17 protein-coding genes are annotated in these 20,192 nt (G+C 47.9%); 6 read left to right on the top strand and 11 right to left on the bottom strand.

From position 1 onward, the window contains the following. Positions 1–84 precede the first annotated feature (84 nt). On the top strand, positions 85–624 hold the full coding sequence (locus NDI33_RS15440) for an inorganic diphosphatase (RefSeq protein WP_190673147.1): 540 nt from the start codon (positions 85–87) through the stop codon (positions 622–624). A 35-nt stretch (positions 625–659) separates the two neighbouring features. On the opposite strand, the gene NDI33_RS15445 is transcribed toward NDI33_RS15440, so the two are convergent. Next, complete coding sequence (locus NDI33_RS15445; protein ID WP_190673150.1) at positions 660–1,022, bottom strand: SnoaL-like domain-containing protein; 363 nt, start codon at positions 1,020–1,022, stop codon at positions 660–662. Between the two features lie 140 nt (positions 1,023–1,162). Here NDI33_RS15445 and NDI33_RS15450 point away from each other — a divergent pair, with 140 nt between their 5' ends. Further along, positions 1,163–2,044 (top strand): LysR family transcriptional regulator, encoded by an 882-nt coding sequence (locus NDI33_RS15450; protein ID WP_190673153.1) that lies wholly within the window; start codon positions 1,163–1,165, stop codon positions 2,042–2,044. Between the two features lie 144 nt (positions 2,045–2,188). Here the strand turns inward: NDI33_RS15450 and NDI33_RS15455 are convergent, their stop codons facing one another. Both NDI33_RS15455 and NDI33_RS15460 read right to left on the bottom strand, forming a co-directional pair. After that, positions 2,189–2,662 carry a shikimate kinase gene (locus NDI33_RS15455; RefSeq protein ID WP_190673158.1) on the bottom strand — a complete coding sequence of 158 codons (474 nt, stop codon included), beginning with the start codon at positions 2,660–2,662 and terminating at the stop codon, positions 2,189–2,191. 65 nt (positions 2,663–2,727) lie between these two features. Continuing rightward, positions 2,728–3,927: an FAD-dependent monooxygenase gene (locus NDI33_RS15460; protein ID WP_190673161.1), complete on the bottom strand. Its 1,200-nt coding sequence runs from the start codon at positions 3,925–3,927 to the stop codon at positions 2,728–2,730. A 220-nt stretch (positions 3,928–4,147) separates the two neighbouring features. Here NDI33_RS15460 and NDI33_RS15465 point away from each other — a divergent pair, with 220 nt between their 5' ends. From NDI33_RS15465 to NDI33_RS15475, 3 genes are all read left to right on the top strand, one after another. Beyond that, on the top strand, positions 4,148–5,044 hold the full coding sequence (locus NDI33_RS15465; RefSeq protein ID WP_190673164.1) for a pirin family protein: 897 nt from the start codon (positions 4,148–4,150) through the stop codon (positions 5,042–5,044). Positions 5,045–5,226: 182 nt separating this feature from the next. Next, positions 5,227–6,591, top strand: coding sequence for an aminotransferase class V-fold PLP-dependent enzyme (locus tag NDI33_RS15470; protein WP_190673167.1), 1,365 nt, complete (start codon positions 5,227–5,229; stop codon positions 6,589–6,591). 1 nt (position 6,592) lies between these two features. After that, positions 6,593–6,745: a hypothetical protein gene (locus tag NDI33_RS15475; RefSeq protein WP_190673170.1), complete on the top strand. Its 153-nt coding sequence runs from the start codon at positions 6,593–6,595 to the stop codon at positions 6,743–6,745. Positions 6,746–6,813: 68 nt separating this feature from the next. Here NDI33_RS15475 and NDI33_RS15480 read toward each other — a convergent pair whose 3' ends face one another. The 4 genes from NDI33_RS15480 to NDI33_RS15495 all read right to left on the bottom strand — a co-directional run bounded on the left by NDI33_RS15480 (position 6,814) and on the right by NDI33_RS15495 (position 12,053). Continuing rightward, entirely contained in the window at positions 6,814–8,232 is a 1,419-nt protein-coding gene (locus tag NDI33_RS15480) for a Shedu immune nuclease family protein (protein ID WP_190673173.1), read from the bottom strand. A 419-nt stretch (positions 8,233–8,651) separates the two neighbouring features. After that, positions 8,652–9,272: a DNA-3-methyladenine glycosylase gene (locus NDI33_RS15485; protein WP_190673176.1), complete on the bottom strand. Its 621-nt coding sequence runs from the start codon at positions 9,270–9,272 to the stop codon at positions 8,652–8,654. 23 nt (positions 9,273–9,295) lie between these two features. Then, complete coding sequence (locus NDI33_RS15490; protein ID WP_190673178.1) at positions 9,296–11,191, bottom strand: potassium transporter TrkA; 1,896 nt, start codon at positions 11,189–11,191, stop codon at positions 9,296–9,298. A gap of 508 nt (positions 11,192–11,699) precedes the next feature. Next, complete coding sequence (locus NDI33_RS15495; protein WP_190426645.1) at positions 11,700–12,053, bottom strand: DOPA 4,5-dioxygenase family protein; 354 nt, start codon at positions 12,051–12,053, stop codon at positions 11,700–11,702. 585 nt (positions 12,054–12,638) lie between these two features. Here NDI33_RS15495 and katG point away from each other — a divergent pair. Continuing rightward, positions 12,639–14,867, top strand: a complete 2,229-nt coding sequence (gene katG / locus NDI33_RS15500) for a catalase/peroxidase HPI (protein ID WP_190673180.1) — start codon at positions 12,639–12,641, stop codon at positions 14,865–14,867. A 400-nt stretch (positions 14,868–15,267) separates the two neighbouring features. On the opposite strand, the gene NDI33_RS15505 is transcribed toward katG, so the two are convergent. From NDI33_RS15505 to NDI33_RS15520, 4 genes are all read right to left on the bottom strand, one after another. Beyond that, a complete protein-coding gene (locus NDI33_RS15505; RefSeq protein ID WP_190434252.1) occupies positions 15,268–15,786 on the bottom strand; it encodes a DUF1993 domain-containing protein in 519 nt (172 codons plus the stop codon). A gap of 152 nt (positions 15,787–15,938) precedes the next feature. Then, entirely contained in the window at positions 15,939–16,436 is a 498-nt protein-coding gene (locus NDI33_RS15510) for a cupin domain-containing protein (protein ID WP_190673181.1), read from the bottom strand. A 432-nt stretch (positions 16,437–16,868) separates the two neighbouring features. After that, positions 16,869–18,881: a methyl-accepting chemotaxis protein gene (locus tag NDI33_RS15515; protein ID WP_190673183.1), complete on the bottom strand. Its 2,013-nt coding sequence runs from the start codon at positions 18,879–18,881 to the stop codon at positions 16,869–16,871. Between the two features lie 310 nt (positions 18,882–19,191). Further along, entirely contained in the window at positions 19,192–20,166 is a 975-nt protein-coding gene (locus tag NDI33_RS15520; protein ID WP_190673185.1) for an aldo/keto reductase, read from the bottom strand. Between the last annotated feature and the right edge of the window lie 26 nt (positions 20,167–20,192).

The raw sequence follows: 20,192 nt of genomic DNA on the forward strand, positions 1-20,192 counted from the left end.
CAACGGAGTACGCAGCAGCGCTAGGCTTACGCCTCGCTTCGCTAACGCTATCGCTAGCAAGAAATAGATACGTGCTAGTAAACTATGGCAACCGACCCTCTCCACCTCCCTCCGTTTGACTCAGATGATGCCGAAACGCTCAACGTCATCATTGACACGCCCAAGGGCAGCCGTAACAAATTTGAGTGGGACAAGAAGTACGGGTTGTACAAGTTGGGCGGCGTACTGGCAGCAGGCGCATTTTTCCCATACGACTTCGGTTTCGTGCCCTCGACTCTAGCCGACGACGGCGACGCTATCGACGTGCTGGTATTGATGGAGGAGCCTGCCTTCGTCGGCTGCCTTGTCCCATCGCGGCTCATTGGCGGCTTTGGCGCTTTTCAAACCGAGGAGGGGAAAACCGCACGCAATGACCGCTTGCTCGCTGTTGCCGCCAACTCCCGCAACCAGCATGACGTGAAAACGCTCGACGACCTGAATCAGAACCTCATCCACGAGATTGAACACTTTTTCGTGTCGTACAACGCGGCTAAGGGCAAAACGTTTGAGCCTCAAGGTCGCTTTGGACCGGAGCAAGCCCGCCAACTGGTTATTGAGGCTGCGGAGCGTTTTCGTGAGTGTTAGCAAGTTGTCGGATTCATCAAAATCGTTGAGGCAGTTTAGGCGGCGTAATAGAAACGCTCGTGGATTACTTTGCCATTTTTCCATCTCTGCACAGAGACTTGATCGTGCGTAACTTTGCCCCATTCAGAATGAGTGTAATCGACAAACCACTCAGAAATAATCACATCTTCGCCATAAGCAACCGCTTTCAGTTCTGCTGCCCGAAATTTAGTCACTTTAGAAAAGAAGTCCAGTTCTCTAGCGCGATTCGCTGCTTTCCCCACAGTGGCAGGCGTTTCATTTTCCTGCATCACTACATCCTCTCCATAGTATTTCTCAAAGGCTTCCATCGCTTTCCCTTGTAAAACCAGGGTCTTGATGTCTTCAAAGTTGGCTTTCAGGTCTGTTGCTGTAATCATGATTTTTGTTCTATTGGTTAGCTCAGAGTTGTCAGGTGAGAAACTTGATTTGGCTCACAACATTAATCATGTTTCATTCCTTCGGGTTTGAGAAGACTGCAAAATGGAATATGATTTATTCCGTTTGAGAATCAATCCCCATGTCAGACCTGATCGCCTGCATCAAGAGTTTTGTGCGAACAGTGGAAACAGGCAGTTTCTCCGCCGTCGCTAGAGAGATGGGTACTACTCAACCCACGATTAGCAAACAGATTGCTGCACTGGAAGACTATCTGGACGTGCAATTACTGCTGCGATCGACACGCCAAGTGAGTTTGACCGATGAGGGAATGCGCTTTTATGAGCGTTGCCAATCCGTTCTCGAAGCACTCTCCGAAGCCGAATCTAGTGTGGGAAAACGGCAGAACCCGTCTGGACTATTACGGCTCAATTGCTCGGTTGCGTTTGGGCAGATGCAGGTACTCCCTCGCCTGAAACGATTTCTCGATCGCTATCCAAATATCAAGATTGACCTAACGATGTCTGACCACTTTGTCGATTTAGTCGGAGAGGGCATCGATCTAGCGATCAGAATTGGCAAGTTTGTCGATCTCAACTTAATCTCACAGCCGCTCGGCACATACCGATTTGTCGCCGTCGCGTCAGCAGCCTATTTGGAGAAGTTTGGTGAGCCGCAATTACCAGCAGACCTTTTGCAGCACAACTGCATTGTTTATACCAGGCAGTCTACAGGTAATGAATGGCATTTTCGAGGCACAACGGTAACGGTAAGTGGAAATCTGCAAGTCAATAACTCGATGGCGCTACGTGAAGCCGTGTTGGCAAACATTGGCATTGGCACCTCCCCCATATGGGCGTTTACTGATGAACTCCGAAATCAATCGGTCAAAGTCATCCTTGCAGAATACGAACCTGACCCAATACCGATTCAGGTCGTTTACCGTCGAGGACGCTTTCAGTCAGCGAAGATTAAATGCTTTATTGACTTTCTCATAGATGAGTTTAAGGCTGGACTGTCTTGATACAATAGACCTCTTGCTCTCATTCCCTGCTGGGATACTATGCGGCCTGAAATTAGGCGATAGCGAAGCGAGAAGAGCGAAGCGCAACTTGATTGATGCGTCGGCACAGATGCCTTCACCGCTGATGCCAATGTTAGAAGCTGCTTATATAGATTCAATGACCCTAAGAATATCTTCATCAGTAGCCGGACTATTATTATCAATAACCGCATCCCATTGAGGGTTAATGCTTGCTGCTATCTTATTGTATTCTTCTACTTTCTCATCTGATACGAGTATGTGTTCTGAATTGTCTCTGTTTCTCACTCTTCTCAAACACTCTTCTAAATCAGCATAGACTTTTATTAACTTGACTTCGTATTTATTTCTTAATGACGAATGCATCTGATTGAATCCGTCTCCTGCCCCTAAACTTTCAATCATCACCTTACTATGCTGCTGAAACTCCTTATCGATTTCCTTCTCAACTGTTTCCCAACCATTTTCACCCGGCGCTAATTTCAGCCAGATCGGCTCTACTCTTAAGAACTTTATGTCTGTATTTTTATTGACTTGACTTCCAATATAGGTTTTTCCTGAGCCTTTTGGACCAATGAGTATGTATAGTATTTTCCTCATCTTGTTATTACCTGTAACGGCTCTACTGGTATTGCAAACATGACGACAGGAGTTTACCCCCTAGTTCACACCGTTAACTGTATCTGCGTTACCCCTTGGCGCAACTGGCGCTGCCTTTGCAACCAAGAGTGGCGCACGCCCTTGCCCAGCAGGGGTGCTAGCTGACTCACCGCCCATCGCAGCAGTGCGCTTTTACGCAGTAGCTCAGCCTGAGCAGCTTCCTGACTTTGAAGCTGCTGCGCTCGAATAATCTCTGGCTCCCGCTCAGCTTGAATATGTGGCAAGGCGGCATCAATTGCCGTATCTGTTGCCCCTTGACGCAACGGGGGAACCAGATGATTTGCTGCAACGATCGCATCCCGCAAAGCCATATTGATGCCTTGGGCGCGAATCGGTGACATTGGGTGAACAGCATCGCCCAACAGCAGTAATCCTGGTGCATACCAACGCGGACAACGCCCGACGACAACGGATAACAGAACAGGACGCTCAATACTTTCCGCATGAGTCCGGATATGCTCGGCTAACCACGGGGGCGATGCTTCTGCCAAAATATCAGGCCAATCGGCTTGCTTCCAGTCCATTGGGGCATCTTCATGAAGTGCCCAGCCTATCTGAAGATTCCCCTCGGAAGAGCGAAACAGCCCAAATGCATTGCGATCGCGCACAATCGAATAAAATACGTTCTCGGATTCAAAGCGCGGACTATCTGCCAATTTAAACCAAAGAATATCAAAGCTTCCGGACTCTTGCTCTAGAGGTAAGTTGGCTCGCTGCCGAACAACAGAATTGCGACCATCTGCCCCTATAACTAGATTCGCAGAAATAGAGCGCTCGTCACCCAGCTTCACGCCCGAAACTCGGCGATCGCTCCACAGCAAATCTTGCACAGGACTGCCGGGGATAAACTCAAAATTGGGATAAGTGTTTGCCTTGTCAATTACTGCTTCCAGGAAAGCTGGCTGTGAAACGAGGGTGCAGGGCTTACCACCCGGTTCGATTGGCTCATCAACTCGAAACAGAAACCGATTCTCAATCAGAACTTCCCAAGCATCTAAAGGTCGATGAGGGATGCTCTCTAGCACAGACGACAATCCCATCTGCTCTAGAGCATCTAGCCCACTGGGCATCAGTCCCTCACCGCGAAAAACTCTCCGGAAGTTACGGGAGGATTCAATCAGTTTGACGGCGATGCCACGTTTGACGAGAAGCAGTGCAAGCGTTGCACCAGCAGGTCCTGCCCCGACAATTACAACCTGAGTCATCACTTTAAAACTGCTTTGAATGACTTCAGAATACCAAAGTTATCTGTGCCATCTAACTCCTAGTAATAGCGTGGCATAACCCATTTGAGGTAAGTAGCTCCAGGCTGTAGAGAAGATGCAATCAACAATCTGTATCCCTAATCAGAAGGAAGAAGCTGATATAGCTCTAAGATTAAAAAATTAATCAGGCTTTAGTCAGAATTACGGGGTAATCTTTGCTATGTCCAACAGCATTGGTGATGTTCTTGAACCCGAAGTTAAGGATTTAGGTGGATTTGAGGCGAGGCGCATCTTGCCTCACGCAACTCGGCAGATGGTTGGACCATTCATCTTTTTCGACCATCTCGGTCCAGCTACCTTTGCACCGGGTCAAGGGATGGATGTGCGACCGCATCCGCATATCAATTTAGCAACACTGACTTACTTGTTTGAAGGGGTGCTGCTCCATAGCGATAGTCTCAAGGTTGTTCAAGAAATTCATCCCGGAGCAGTCAACTGGATGACTGCGGGTCGTGGCATTGTCCATTCGGAGCGAACGCCCAATGCGGTTCGGAGTCGCGAAAGACGGCTACATGGCATCCAGACGTGGCTCGCACTTCCTGCGGAACATGAGGAGACCGAACCTTGGTTTCGTCACTACCCAGCGACTGACATCCCCGCTTGGCAAGATGGGGGTGTCGAAATCACACTGATTGCAGGGCAGGCGTATGGTCGCACATCACCCGTTCAAACGTTCTCGCCGATGATTTACCTTGATGTACAACTGCCGAGTGGAACCCAGTTCACGCTGCCTCCGGACTATAGTGAGCAAGCCGTCTATAGCGTTACAAACGGTCTGAGCATAGATGGCGAACCGTTGGAGCCACAACGAATGATTGTACTGAATCCCAATCAGACTGTGAGCATTAGTGCGAAAGCTGACGCTCGTTGCATTGTGGTAGGTGGTGAACCTGTCGGTGAGCGGCACAAGTGGTGGAATTTTGTCTCTAGCCGCCTCGATCGCATTGAGCAAGCGAAAGCGGACTGGAAGAACGGACGGTTTGAGCGGGTTCCAAACGAAACCGAGTTTATCCCACTGCCTGAAGAACCCCTCTCGCGACCTGAACAACCTCTCTAAGAGACTACCTCAAACTTGTTTTAACGCTGTTCAGCCCTACCTGTTTAAAATTATCTTTCTTAGGTACAGGAGCTTATTCCTACTGAGGCGTGGCAGCAGCTTGTTGCATCCAAAAATCATTCCATCAGCGCTATGCTCGCTTATGCGGGATTGTTTAGCCCCGTGCATGGAAGGAAGAGGATATGCGAAAACTCTTGCAAAAAACGACTGAATATGCGATTCGCTATCTTGAAGGCTTAGACGCTCGTCAAGTTGCGCCAACGGCGGAAGCGATCGCTAACCTCATCCAATTCGATGAACCTCTCCCCAATCAGTCTGTCGATGCCGAACTCGTCTTGCAACAGCTTGATGAACTTGGCTCACCCGCATCAATGGCACAGGCAGGCTCTCGCTTCTTCGGATTTGTCACGGGTGGTTCCCTGCCTGCCGCCTTGGCAGCCAACTGGTTAGCTGCCGCGTGGGATCAAAATTGTGGACTCTATCGCATCACTACAGCCACAGCTTTACTAGAACAGGTAGCTTTGCGCTGGCTCCTTGACGTACTGCATCTCCCCGCCGAGTGTGGTGGTGCTTTCGTCACGGGAGCAACTGTTGCTAACTTTACCGCATTAGCCGCCGCCCGCCACGCCGTACTCGAACGAGAGGGTTGGAATGTAGAAGCAGACGGGTTGTTTGGTGCGCCACCGATTACGGTTGCCGTCAGCGAGGAAGCACACCCAAGCTTGTTGAAAGCGTTGGGATTGCTGGGATTAGGTCGAAGCCGAGTGGTGAAAGTGCCTGTTGATGGACAGGGGCGGATGCGTCCGGATGCCATTCCCACCCTGACTCGTCCTGCGATTATCTGTACCCAAGTGGGAAATGTGAACACAGGCGCGTGCGATCCAGTTGGAGAGATTTGCGATCGCGCAAAAGTTGTCGGAGCCTGGGTGCATGTAGACGGCGCATTCGGACTCTGGGCAGCCGCCGCCCCATCGCTGGCACACCTCACCGCTGGTATGGAACAGGCAGATTCTTGGGCGACCGATGCCCACAAGTGGTTGAATGTGCCGTATGACAGCGGGTTGGCGTTTGTTCGCGATGCCAAGGCGTTGCAAGCGGCAATGGCGATTACTGCCGAGTATTTACCCACCGTTAGCGAGCAGCGCAACCCGTCAGACTATACTCCTGAATTATCGAGGCGTGCGCGTGGTGTTGAAGTGTGGGCAGCATTGCGATCATTGGGTCGTTCTGGTTTGGCAGATTTAATTGAGCGTACCTGTCGCCATGCCAGACACTTTGCCAAGGAGTTAAAAGCTGCTGGATACCAAGTTCTCAACGATGTGGTGTTGAATCAAGTCTTAGTGTCTTTTGGGGATGCAGAAACGACCCATCGGGTGATTGCTGATATTCAAGCTGAGGGGACTTGTTGGTGTGGCAGTACGGTTTGGCAAGGGCAGACGGCGATGCGAATTAGTGTTTCGTCTTGGGCAACAACGGATGCTGATGTAGAGAAAAGTTTGGCAGCTATGCTGCGAGTAGCTGGGAAATATTGTTCTAGTGAATTTTAGGATGAGCGATCGGTTAACAATTGCAGATTGCGATTGCACCAAAGCCTACATACAGCTAAAACCAAGTTACGCGATCGCTCACGGACAACTGGCGAACCTGCTTTTGGAGTTCTTCCAAGGACATGGGGGTACTCCAACCTATGCTGGTGTTTGAATTTTAGTATAAGCGAGCGCACAACGTACCAAAGGTGATCGCACGGATATGGCCTCTCTTCTAAAGGGTTAGCCCAGAGTATTACCCTCCAGAAGATCTATCAGCATTTTTACCTTAGTAAATAGTTCGTCAAAAGTAATTATTTCAATATCTTTAAGCCCATTCCGGAATAACTCGAATGATTTTCTTTTATCAGGATCTATAAGTTCTTTTTCTATATTTCCTGCTACCACCATACAGGGTGGGTTAAAGGCTTCAAAATCATGTTTCGATTTTCTAACAAGTGCATAATATTCTTTGGTGAGAGAGTCTCTGTAGTTTGCAACTTGGATAATGGCACCAGATATTTCCTTGGATATACTATAAACGCCAGATCTATATTCAGAGGCTAAAAGTTTGGTTTGAGGATTTTTTATTTCAATACATACTAAATTTTTAGTGATTTTGTTGGTATATAGATAATCTAGAATGCCTCCACCAATATTTTCTATGCCTTTCCCCCCGACATAGGCTTTGTCTTTAAGGACAATGATGGGAATAGAAAAAATTTGTGAAAAGGCAAATGAATTTTCAGATAAGTAAGACTGCCAAAATTCTTCCTCGGAATTTTGTTTATTATTTTCCCAAACAGACAAAACATTTTTTAGACTGCTTATTTCAATTGAGGCGTTAAGTTTTTGTAGCTTTTCTATATCAAGATTTCCAATTCTTTCAATAAATTGTGGAGCATCTTCAGATTGAATAGCCCAATTAAGAAGCTTAGACAACAAATCGAAACCAGTCTCCTGATTTAGTTGGAGAAAATTCTTTAATTTCTCCTCGCTAACTTCTAGGCTACCTATTGTATTAGAGTTAGATTTAATATATACATTTCTTTTCTCTATTAAACTGTTAACATCCAAAATCCTATTCGATTTGTAAATTCCAACAAGACTTATCTCCTTGTGGGCCAGCTTGATTTTTTCTAGTGTTAAAATTTCAAGTTCTGTTGAAGTTATTCTTGAGTAAAATTTTTCAAGTGCCGAGACAATATTCATGGCTTCTTCATGAGGCACTATTGTATCGTAGTGACGAATATATGCCATATCCTCAGAAATAAATGTTATTTTTTCTCTAAAGGACATAAAGCTGTTAACGACACTCTTTAGTTCGCTATCTCTTAGAAGCTTCGTTAAAATATCATTCTTTAAGTCTTGTAAAAATTTTATTTGATCCGAATTTAGTTCGTAAGTAGGTTCAATGTGATCATACTCAGGATATCCATAATCCTTTTCTGTTTGTTTGTCTATCCGCTCAATACGATTTACAACGAGATCGCAAAGATCAGGGAGTTGCTCCTTAGCACGTCTTGGTGCAGTTCTATAAAGCCGAATAATGTTGTTCTCCTGGATATCTGTAGTTAAATTGACAACCTGCGTAACTGGCCATCCATCATTGTCAGTACATAGAACTTGAAGACCAGTTATATAAAGACGCCAAATAGCCATTGCAAAGCTCTCCTTGCTTTTCAAAGATATCAGATTGCCCTTATCCTTCAATCTAAACTCTATAGAAGCAAATCTGGCTCACGATCTGTAATGACGCGAACCTGTAGTAGGTTTGACCCTTATTGTATGCCCCTTAGCCTACGAGAGGCATGAAGCAATCAACCAAGATCCCCGACTTCTGAATCAAATTTATCCAGCGCATCAGGGTTTCAACAAAGAAGTCGGGATCTGTCGGAAACATCTCCCCCCCTTTTCGCAGCAGTCCTCAAACTGGCTTTAGTTCCAAACTACGCCACAAATACCATGAGGCAATACTGCAATAAGGCTTCCACTTTTGTCCGAAACGTTCTGTAGTCTTGCGGTCAGGAAGTGCCTCAAGATTGTAGAGTTTCCGAATACCTGCACGTACACCCAAGTCATCAAACTGGCTTTAGTTCCAAACTGCGCCACAAGTACCACGAAGCGATACTGCAATAAGGCTTCCACTTTTCTCCAAAACTTTCTGTAGTCTTGGGATCGGGAAGTGCCTCAAGATCGTAGAGTTTCCGAATACCTGCACGTACACCCAAGTCATCCACAGGCAAAACATCCCACCGCTTGAGACGGAAAATCAGGAGCATCTGCACAGTCCATCGTCCGACGCCTTTGACCCGCGTTAAACTCTTGATAATCGCCTCATCATCCATGACTTCCAACTCCTCAAGCGTGGGCAATCCATCAAGCGCGTGACGTGCCAAATCTTTGATGTAAGAGATTTTAGGGCGCGAAATCCCCACGCCGCGAAGGACTTCATCTGGCGTGTCGAGGACATCTTGCGCTGAAGGAAACAGAGTGTCTGGGTAAAGCTGGAGAAACCTTTGGTGGATGACTTTAGCCACCTTAGTGGAAAGCTGTTGGTGGAGAATTGACCGGGATAGGCAAAAGAACAAGTCTCCCTCCAGTTCGTACTGGTTCAGTTGACACGCACCAATTTGGTCAATGAGTCGTCCCAGGATAGGGTCGGAATCTTTGAGAAAGTCAATCGCGATCGCGTACATCAATACAAAAAGATTGAAACTAAAATTTAGTTTTCCGCTAATAGAACGATCGTATCTTGCGGGGCAAACGTAATCAGTCGATCTTTTTTGGGATTGATCGTCACCCCATAAGCTCTACCTGAATTATTAGCATCCGCTTTGCAACGATAGCCAATTGCCGATTCACCACGTTGCTTGGCGGCTTCAACAACTGTGTAAAAATTAACGGGATGATCGAGCGCAACATACTCACCGACAGGCTTAAGATAAATTTCTGAGCCTTCAGGACTAAAGAGATCGGCAAACACAGCATTGAGGCTTTTCTGTTCGGAAACTTGAGCCAGCAGCCGACTAACAATTTGCTCGCTGATGACAAAATCATCCGGGCGAGCTACTTGTGCCAAGGCTTGATTTCGCAAATCTAAAATTTCCGTGACAACCTGAAAATTGCACTTATAGCGATCGGCAATATCCCGCAGATAAAGCAATGTAATCAAGATTTGAGCATCCGCTTGCTCTGGTTCTAAGTCAGTATTGCAGAGTACGAGAACATGGTTGTATTTAGTTAAGTCGAGGCTTTCTAATACCTGACGCTCGGTAGGATTTCCCTGAGAATACCGCACAGTCTGTTGTTGTAAGTTGAGCGATTCAGTTGATACGACCTCAGCCTCTGGAAACTCAGCAACGACTGTAACGGTGGAGCCGGGAGCAACGTAACGATCGAGTAGTTGAATAATGGTAGAAACGCGGTCATTCCATCCCAAAATTAAGGTGTTTTCTGCGGCGGCGATCGCATTTTTCTCTTTAACTTGAATCGCTTGACGATCGATAGGGATATTAGATAGTTGAGATAGATGAATGGTACTGTCATCTTCGCTAATCAAAACAAGTTGTTCGTTGGGTTGTAACGACCTGTCGATCGGTGGATTAAGCTGGATCGTCCCATCAGCGTGTTTAATTCCCAGTACCGCAGAATCGTTGTAGGCTAAAAGCGCATCGCCGTAGGTTTTTCCTTGTAAAGTTGGTTCTGCTTTGATATAAATTTCATTCCCACTAAAATCAAGTAGCTCCATGTAAACCGTTGATAAGCCTGATTGACGACAGGTTTGCACGACGATCCGCGAGATGAGATCGTTAGTCAGTAAAACCTCTATGTCGTTGCGTCCGATTAGACTAACAACGTCGGAACTCTTGGGGTCTTGAACTTGAGCAACGATGTGATAAGGCTGGGGTACGCCGCGTGGAATACTGGTAATCGCCAACAGCGTTTTAACGAGTTGAATATCAGCATGGGCATTGGATGAGCTTATAATCACGATTGAGCGTGCCGTTTGGACATTCACCATCCCTAAGTCAGTAATATTGCTGGGACTACCCGTGCGACAAACTAAGCGAATTTTGGAACGTTTACCCAAGATATTAGAAAGGGTATCTTCCATCTGTACTTTGTCCTCTTCACTGAGAATGACAATGCAAGTACCGGGTCGATTGGCATTAGCAAGGGTGAGTTCTGAGATGAGGGTAAATACTTGCAGCGACCAACCCAAAATTACAATGTGATCGGTTTCAACGACACGGGAACGTCCTTTCCGTAAGTCTTCTAGCTTCGTATCGATGCCGCTACTGAGAATGCCGATTAGGGTACTGATGATGAAGATACCGCCAAAGGTCACAAAGAGCATCGCAAACCGAAATAGCCAGCCTGTATCGCCGCCCATTGCGCCTGAGTCTAGAGTCCGCATGAAAACGCTCCAAATCGCTTCTAGAGGATGAAGGCGATCGCTTCCTTCCGGCGCAACTCCGGTGATGCTGACCAAGAATCCCATTAAAAAGATAAAGGCTAGAGAGGTCAAGGCTAATCCGCCAATCAGAGCAACAGTACCTCTAGCCATGAAATTATCGAACCCGTAGCGCACGCGCTCTGAAAGCGTAATTTTACTCATCTTGATGGAAGTTTCCTTGCTGCGATGACAAATAGTTTTAGGTGAGGGAGCGGAACTCCTAATTTTGGATGAATTTCAGGTTCCCTAGTACCTTTCGGTAATCTATATAAGTATTCCCAGATTTACTGGCACTACAGCTATTTTTTGAAAGTTTGTTACGAACGGCTGAGCTGCGTACCTTTTTAGTAGAAGCGATCGCACGTTGCAAAGAATCAATTATTGACCGGATGAAACCCAGGAATATTATGAGGAGTTACTGTCGCTCGAAGACAAAATAGATAGCTTAGTGTACCGTCACAACTCACAAATGAAGCAAGCTAATTGCCTACGGAAACCAACTTCTGGTACACGATCAGATGCTGAGCGATCGCTCTCAGTTTAGGTACCGAACTGGGCGAGAGGTGTGAAAATGCGGCTAGCCTTCACTTTGTGAATGGGAGTGCGATCGCCTCATAACACCCTTATTAGAGGAGATAGACAACTGCGATCGCCACTAGCTGTCTAATTATTAGCTGATTCCAATCGCCCTTAGGATCTCGATATTCAGCTCTAGCTTCTCTCCCAACCACAGAGAACGATCGGTGTGGTCTCCCACATCATCGCCTGTTGAGGGGTGGACGAGAATATCCAATCCCTCACGATTGAGCATCAACCAGGGGACAACCTTGCCAAATTGCTCTGGTAAGAATGCAACTTGATACATCGCCTTTGGGTGTGGACCAATGGGCTTGTCATGCCAACGTCCGAGTTGCACTTCAAAAGACGCGCCCAATCCTTCACGTACACGCGCCGCCGCATCACGACTGGAAGTATCGAAGTAGATATGAGCATGAAAACCCGTAATCTGGGCAGTATCTTTCATAGCGCTTAGCTCCACTTTATCTAGGCGTCAACTAATCGTAACGGTAGATATTCCTCTGTGGCAGGCAATACTTGCATCATAACTGACACTCTTGTCCGTCTAGTGCGATCGCCCCTTGCCGTAGGTTGGGTTGACAGAAGGAAACTCAACCTACGGCAAAGTTTGATCCAATTCCATAATGAACAATCAGTGCGATCGCAATGAGTACGCTGTGGTAGTAACTTAACAAACCTAATAGAGTTGCGATCTGCGCGACGCTTCGGTGACGCCTGCTGTAGGATGCAAGGGAGGGCTGTAGGGCGAATGCAGCAGCGCTGGACTACACCCCGCTTCGCTAACGCTATCGCACTCTTGGTTTATTGGTAATTAACTAATTGTTGCAAATCACAAATTCATTGTTTCAAATCATTTGGTAATTAACTAATTGTTGCAAATCACAAATTCATTGTTTCAAATCATAACGTTGATTATATTTCTCTTCAATTATTTGTTCATCGATTATTCCAGTAATTACTATGTGCTATTTGTTGGCAATACCCGCAATACATCAAAAAATCGACCCACACATCTTGATAGGAAAATAGTATGAGCAGCGGAAGCGGATGCCCATTTACGGGCGGCGGTCAGAAATCTCAGCCTCGTCATATGCCGTCGAACCGAGACTGGTGGCCGAATTATTTGAATCTGAGCATCCTCCACCAGCACACCCCCCAAGCCAATCCTATGGGTGAGGAATTCAACTACGCTGAAGAATTCAAGAGTCTTGACTTAGCTGCCTTGAGGGCAGATATCTACGAGCTGATGACCACCTCCCAGGACTGGTGGCCAGCCGACTACGGTCATTATGGGCCGCTCTTCATCCGGATGGCTTGGCACAGCGCCGGCACATATCGGATTGGCGACGGTCGCGGCGGCGCGGGTTCGGGTAGCCAGCGGTTTGAGCCGCTCAACAGTTGGCCTGACAATGCCAACCTCGACAAGGCGCGCATGTTGCTTTGGCCCATCAAGCAGAAATACGGCAAGAAAATTTCGTGGGCTGACCTGATGATCTTCGCAGGCAATTGCGCCTTGGAATCGATGGGCTTCAAAACGTTAGGCTTTGCTGGTGGGCGCGTGGATGTCTGGCAGCCAGAAGAAGACATCTACTGGGGTTCTGAGAAAGCTTGGCTCGGCAATGAGCGTTACGAAGGCGATCGCGTCCTCCTGAATCCCCTCGGCGCTGTTCAGATGGGCCTAATCTACGTCAACCCGGAAGGACCAGACGGCGAACCCGATCCGATCGGCTCAGGGCGCGATATTCGCGAGACCTTTGCTCGGATGGCGATGAACGATGCAGAAACGGTCGCGCTCACCGCTGGTGGACATACCTTTGGCAAATGTCACGGTGCGGGCGAGGCGACGCACGTAGGTGCCGATCCTGGGGGTGCCACCATTATCGATCAGGGCCTCGGCTGGAAGAACGCCTTCAACACGGGTGTCGGTGTCGATGCGATCACCAGCGGTATCGAAGGCGCATGGACCCCCACGCCGACGCAGTGGGACAACAGCTATCTTGAAACCCTGTTCAAATATGACTGGGAGCTGACGAAGAGTCCCGCTGGCGCGTGGCAATGGAAGCCCAAGGGCGATGCTGGTGCGGGTACGGTGCCCGACGCACACGACCCGTCAAAACGGCACGCCCCCATGATGACCACGGCGGACATGTCCATGAAGATGGACCCCATCTACAACCAGATTGCGAAGCGCTACCACGATAACCCGGATGAGTTCGCAGAGCAGTTCGCCAAGGCGTGGTTCAAGCTGACCCACCGCGACATGGGACCGCGATCGCGCTATCTCGGTTCAGAGGTTCCTCAGGAAGAGTTCCTGTGGCAAGATCCCATCCCCGCAGTTGACCATGAGTTGATTGATGAGCAAGACATCGCCGCTCTCAAAGCCAAGATTTTAGCTTCGGGGCTGTCTGTCTCCCAACTGGTTTCGACCGCTTGGGCGTCGGCAGTGACCTTCCGCTGCTCCGATATGCGCGGTGGCGCGAATGGGGCGCGCATTCGTCTTGCGCCGCAGAAGGATTGGGAAGTCAACCAGCCAGCCCAGTTGGCAACGGTGCTGCAAACCCTAGAGGGAATCCAACAGGAGTTCAACAGCTCGCAGTCTGGCGGGAAGCGGGTTTCGATCGCTGACTTGATCGTTCTGGGCGGCTGCGCGGGCATTGAGCAAGCAGCGAAGAACGCTGGTCACGACGTGACGGTTCCCTTTACACCGGGACGCACGGATGCATCGCAAGAGAAAACGGATGTAGAATCCTTCGCTCCACTTGAGCCGACGGCGGACGGGTTCCGCAACTACACGAGCGGCAAACACAGCGAATCGCTCGAAGAGCTGCTGGTGGATCGGGCGCAATTGCTGTCCCTGTCAGCCCCTCAGATGACGGCTCTCTTGGGCGGCTTGCGCGTCCTGGGTGCAAACTTTGGAGGGTCTAAACACGGCGTCTTCACCCATCGCCCAGAAACGCTGACCAATGATTTCTTCGTGAACCTGCTCGACCTGGGTACGACGTGGAAGGCGACCTCTGAAGATGAGTATGAGTTCGAGGGGAGCGATCGCAAAACAGGCGACCTGAAGTGGACTGCTACCCGTGTTGACCTCATCTTCGGCTCAAACTCTCAGCTCCGCGCCCTGGCGGAAGTCTATGGATGTGTGGACTCGCAGCAGAAGTTTGTCAATGACTTTGTGGCGGCGTGGGACAAGGTGATGAACCGCGATCGCTATGACCTTCGCACAGTCTTAGCGAAAAGCTCTGCTAGGGGTTTCTAAGCGTAAATTCAACCGATCATCAGCTGATCAGAGGTCGAGGCTACGCTAATATGCGGCAATTTTAAACGTGGGTAAAAGCCACAGACGAAAATGAGAGCGGCGTTTCAAGTCAAGTTGAAGTGCCGCTCTCAGTTTTAGGCCCTGATGCCAAAGCTGCTTAAAAATCTGCAATTGGGTTCTTGTTGGTGCCCAATTGTACGAGCGTTAGCATAACCTAAAGCACCCAGAAAATCGAATACACAACGGCTGTTCACAGCATTGCGTGGAGTTGCATACAGAGTAGATTTAACCTCTTGATGTACGTCGCTGCTGGTTCCGAAGCATAACAGCTCAAATCAGCGGCGGCAATAATCCCGAATTTAGAGCGAGTGACTCTTGACCGTCCGCTGCATTTAAATAGTTAGGCCTCATTCTTTCTGATTAATGGCACCAAGTGCAGCATGTAATCTCGTTTTCCAATTGGTACACCAGTCATGCGAAGAATATCGTAAGCTGTGACCATATGGAAGTAAAAGTTTGGAATTAAAAATTCATTCACGTAGGCATTACCAGATAACTCGACGTAGAGGTCCTGACTCAAGTTAATGCGCGTCACCTCAGCTAGCTTTGCATCTTCAGCGTTAACACCCAAAAGAAGTTCCTTAGTGTTTGCTATGTGTTCGTATGCCTGTGTGAGAGCTATGACGTCTGGATCTAGATTATTCGCAGGTTTGCCATCACACCAGAGAGCAAAGTTGCGTGGTTGATTGCAGGTGAAAGCAATCTGTGTACCGAAGGGAAACATATCAGCTGCAATGCGCTTTTGAAGAAACGACTCGTCATCACAAAAATGAGTCTGAGCTGACTTCAAGAGATGCTCAAGAGTCGCTAAGCGGCTTTGAAAGAGGGTTCGGATTAAATCTATATTCTGGCTTTGCATTTTGTGATCCCTCAAGTCTTTTCTATGAACCCTAGCTGTACTTAGAACAAATTTCAGCCTAACGCTCTTGGTCAGCGGTTGCCAACACTTTATTTAACTCCACAAGTGGCCGCTGCACTAGGGTTGTTATGCCGCGATCGCTCCAACAGATATCAATCCTCAGTAGATTGCTTGCTGCTCCAAAAAAGTTGAAGCGCTGACTCATCAACTATGTAGGCGGACTCATCATCCCTAATCACTCGTTTACCAAGCCGAGGAAAAACGCCAACATCTAAGCGTCCTGCTTCTCCACCTATCAGATATACAAGGTCTTCATCGAATGGATTACGAAGATGATGGGGCTGTTGAGGTAGCCCAAAGCCCATGAAGTCTCCTGGTTCGACTTCATACTCCACATCTCCAATTTCCGCAATACCTCGACCCGACAAAATGTAAACCCATTCTTCTTCATTTTGGTGAGCGTGGAAAATGAAGGATTCCTTGCCTGATGGTACACGAGCAATCGTTACACCAATGCGTTTAAGACCAACAGCACGCCCAAGGAAGCGTAAATAAATTTCTGAATTGGGGTTAAGCGGATGATGAAACTCAAACGCATCCATTGAATTGATGTCTGATGCTTTCAGCAGGGAATGTTGTTCATCAGTCACGTTGATGTCCTCCTATCACTATCAAGTTGGTAAAGGGTCTGAGCACCACAATAAAGCCTAAACCGCTCCGCAGATACCCTTCACCTGCCGCCCTACCGAAACCTCAAAATAATTCAATCCTGAACATCGACAGATAGCCCTTTGGTTGCCTCTTTACCGAAGACTCAGCAGCATAACGGTACAGTTGAGCCGATACAGATAACTTTGTGATTCCAACTAATCAATTTTGATGTTCGGCGGGTGCATGGGCGTTGTTGTACCGCGTAGTTATGGAACAAACCCAAACGAATCCATAGTTGTCGTGCTACTACTTGAGCAGGGCTATTCACCTGCAAATACGCCACAGTAACTTCTCCAACCGGAGTTCTCCCTAAAGCTTCACCAGATTCAATACTGGCCTGGAAATGCTCACTCCATTGGGATTAATTGGGACTATCCACGGTTTGCAGCTTGACTCAAAGCATTCATCGCACTGACAACTTGCTGAATTCCGCTCGACTGTTGTTTAGCCGTTAGAGAGATTTGCTGACTATTCACTGTAATCGTATTGACTGCATCTACGATCTCTTCCACGGTTTTACGACCTTCATCGGATACTGCCACAGTAGCTTTCGTCGCTTTTTGAATACTGGCTACCAGTTCACTAATCTGTTCAGCCGATTTGCGGCTTCTATCCGCTAGTTTTCGAATCTCAGCAGCCACAACAGCAAAGCCCCTACCATTTTCGCCTGCCCGAACTGCTTCGACCGCCGCATTGAGTGCCAACATGTTCGTTTGGTTAGCTAAATCACTGACTAAGTTAGAAATCGCATTGATTTGAGTCGTTTGATCTCTAAAGTGTAAGATTTGTTCTCCAATTTGTTCGACCTTCGCTTTTAAGCTAGAAGCAGTTCCAGAACCGTTCTTTTGCTCACGATCATCAATCAATATGAGAACTTGGCGCGCTCCAGTTGCAGCCGCTTCAGCTTGTTCAGCCGCTTGCCGAGAAGAGGTATTTAACTCATCCATTGTGGCAGTCGTCTGATTGACCGAAATAGCCTGCTGCTCCAGGTTTCTCTGTAATTCTGTCGTTTTAGCCTCCAATTCTGTCGTTTTAGCCTCCAATTCTGTCGTTTTAGCGGCGACCTCTCGGATCATTGTGTTGAATGCCTGTGCTAACCGACCTAACTCATCTTGGCTGCTGTCATCAAGAACCACCTGAAACTCTCCATTGGCAATTCGATTCGTTGCAACAGTGATTTCTTCTAAAGGAGTTGCAATGCGCCGACGTAAAACCCAAAACACAATTGCTACAACAATCATGAGGGAGCCAAAGCCTAGAAACAACGTAAAGCGAGCTAGCGAGATCGCTTTTTCAGCCAAAATTGCTTTGGGTAAAACGGTAACAAAGTACCAATCAGGTCCCTGTAGCGTAGTGACAGCTAAGTAATTGCTCTCGTTCGGATTATCGATGACGACTTGATCGGTTGCTTTATTTGTGACCGCCTCAAAAATACGTTTTAGCTGAGTGTCTCCTGATTCAAGAATTTTAAACTCACCTTTTTGTTGCTGAATTTGCTCCATCAATTGCGGATGAGCAATCAGGCGACCATCTTTTCGAAAAATTAGGTTATAACCGCCTTCAATGTGCTCCTCGATCGTTCGCTTAAATAAATCATTCAGTAATACATCCTGTCCAAGAGTACCGATGATTCTGTCATTAGAGTAGATAGGCGTTACACAAGAAAGAATCCAGATTTTAGCAACCCCATCGATTTGAGCCCCCGACCAAACCGTTTCTCTGGCTGGATTGTGCTTCTGGTCACCAACCCACACATATTCCTCCTTAGATAAGTCAAAGCCAACGGGGGCATCCTGTGCCCATGTTGGATAATCAGGCCAGTAAATAACAGCAATATTCTCTGGCATATTCAGGTAGAGATCCGGAAAGCGATTATGCCAGGGTGGACCATAGGCATTGATTAAATCGTAGGACGTTACTACGCGACGGCGAATGTCATCATTGATTAGAACTGGCTTATCAATGAACACGCCTGCTTGCCGTTTGCCATCGAACAAGTTGGGGCGATTGCGGGTTGCCCCATCGGGAAAACGCACAAATAGCTGATCGAAGCGAGCTTTCACGCCTTCGCTATCAGTATTTTCCAAGCGTCGTAGCCACTCCTCCTTAAAGATGGCATGGTTATCTTCTGCCATTAAAAAGATACTTTGTTCTCGTTGACCTCGCTCTATTACATGACTCTTGAGTTGGTCTAACGTCTGCGACTTGAGAGTAGAAACAATCTGAAAGTAGCTAATCGCTGTTGAGCCAACAATAACAGCCGTAACACTAAACGCAATTTGAATAAGTGTTCGACGAGCAAGTGATTTTTTCGTTTTAGCTTGAGAAGATAAGGATTTTTGACTCTGAGAGCCTTGTTTTGTAGGAGAATGAAAGTCAAACATTTATAGTTTTAAGTTAACAGTTATGTTTCAGCTTAATTAAGCTGCCTACAAACTATCTAAACTTAGTAAAAATCCTTACAATTTGAAATAATACTGAGAGTTGTGCTAATACTGAGTAAGCGGCACCTGAGACTGTAAATTATTTTGTGAAGCGGTCAAAATTAACTCAAATATTAGAAGGTCGCCTATGCCTCGCCGTCGTCGCGAAGATAGGCATTGCATAATAGAGGGCGGACATGCAGCATAAGGAGTGCTCCGCTGCTCAGCGTGCGATCGCAACTTCCATCGAGAGCATCGGCCCCACCCCTGTTTAGGGAACCCGCCCACCCCTCGCTGCTGTAAACAACGAGTACCACTCTTCCCGCGTCAAAGCGACTTCATCGGCTAAAGCGCACGCTGCAATCCGTTCTGGCTTAGTTGCCCCCACAATCGGTTGAATGCCCGCAGGATGGCGCAATAGCCAAGCGAGAACAATGGCCTCACGACTTGTCTGCTTTGCTTCAGCCAACTGACTCACGAGCTGAGCCGTCTTGCTCAACGCCGGATCGGCTTCTGCGTTGGGTTTGAAAAGCTTGCCCCCTGCTAGCGGTGCCCAGGCCTGTATCAAGATATTGTGATTGCGGCAGTAGTCCAGCGTTCCGGTTGCCAAGGCCGAGCTGATGCCAGACATGTTTGCAACAATGCCCTCATCAATCAAATACGAGTGCAGCAAGCTTAGCTCCACCTGATTGATCAGCAGCGGTTGCCCCACGCTCTTTTGCAATAGCTCAATCTGCCCCGCTGTATGATTACTGACCCCGAAGTGGCGCACCTTGCCCGATGTCTGCAACGCATCAAAGGCTCGCGCGACTTCCTCGGTTTCTACCAGCGGATCAGGGCGATGCAGCAGCAGAATATCGAGGTAGTCGGTTTGCAGTCTTTGCAAACTGCCTTCCACTGACGCGACGATGTGCTCATAGCTAAAGTCGTAGCGCTGGGGGTCGCTTGGCTGAGGATCTCCCGCGAAACGAATACCGCACTTCGACTGAAGCACAATTTGCTCACGCAAACCTGGTGAGGCTTTGAGCACATCACCAAACACCTGCTCTGACTTGCCCCGCGTGTAAATATCTGCATGGTCAAACAGGGTAATGTCCGTTTCTAGAGCTGCCTTAATGACCCGATATGCACTTTCCCTCACATCTGTAGAAAGCGGTGTATCATCCCAAGTGCCGCCAATATTCATGCAGCCATAGGCAACTCGCGAAACTCTCAAATCAGTGCCCGACAGCGTGTAGGTATGCATCAGCGTCTAGAGCTAGGTGGAGCGAT

This window comes from Trichocoleus sp. DQ-A1 (genome assembly GCF_039961955.1).
In the GTDB taxonomy this organism is placed as follows: domain Bacteria; phylum Cyanobacteriota; class Cyanobacteriia; order Cyanobacteriales; family FACHB-T130; genus FACHB-T130.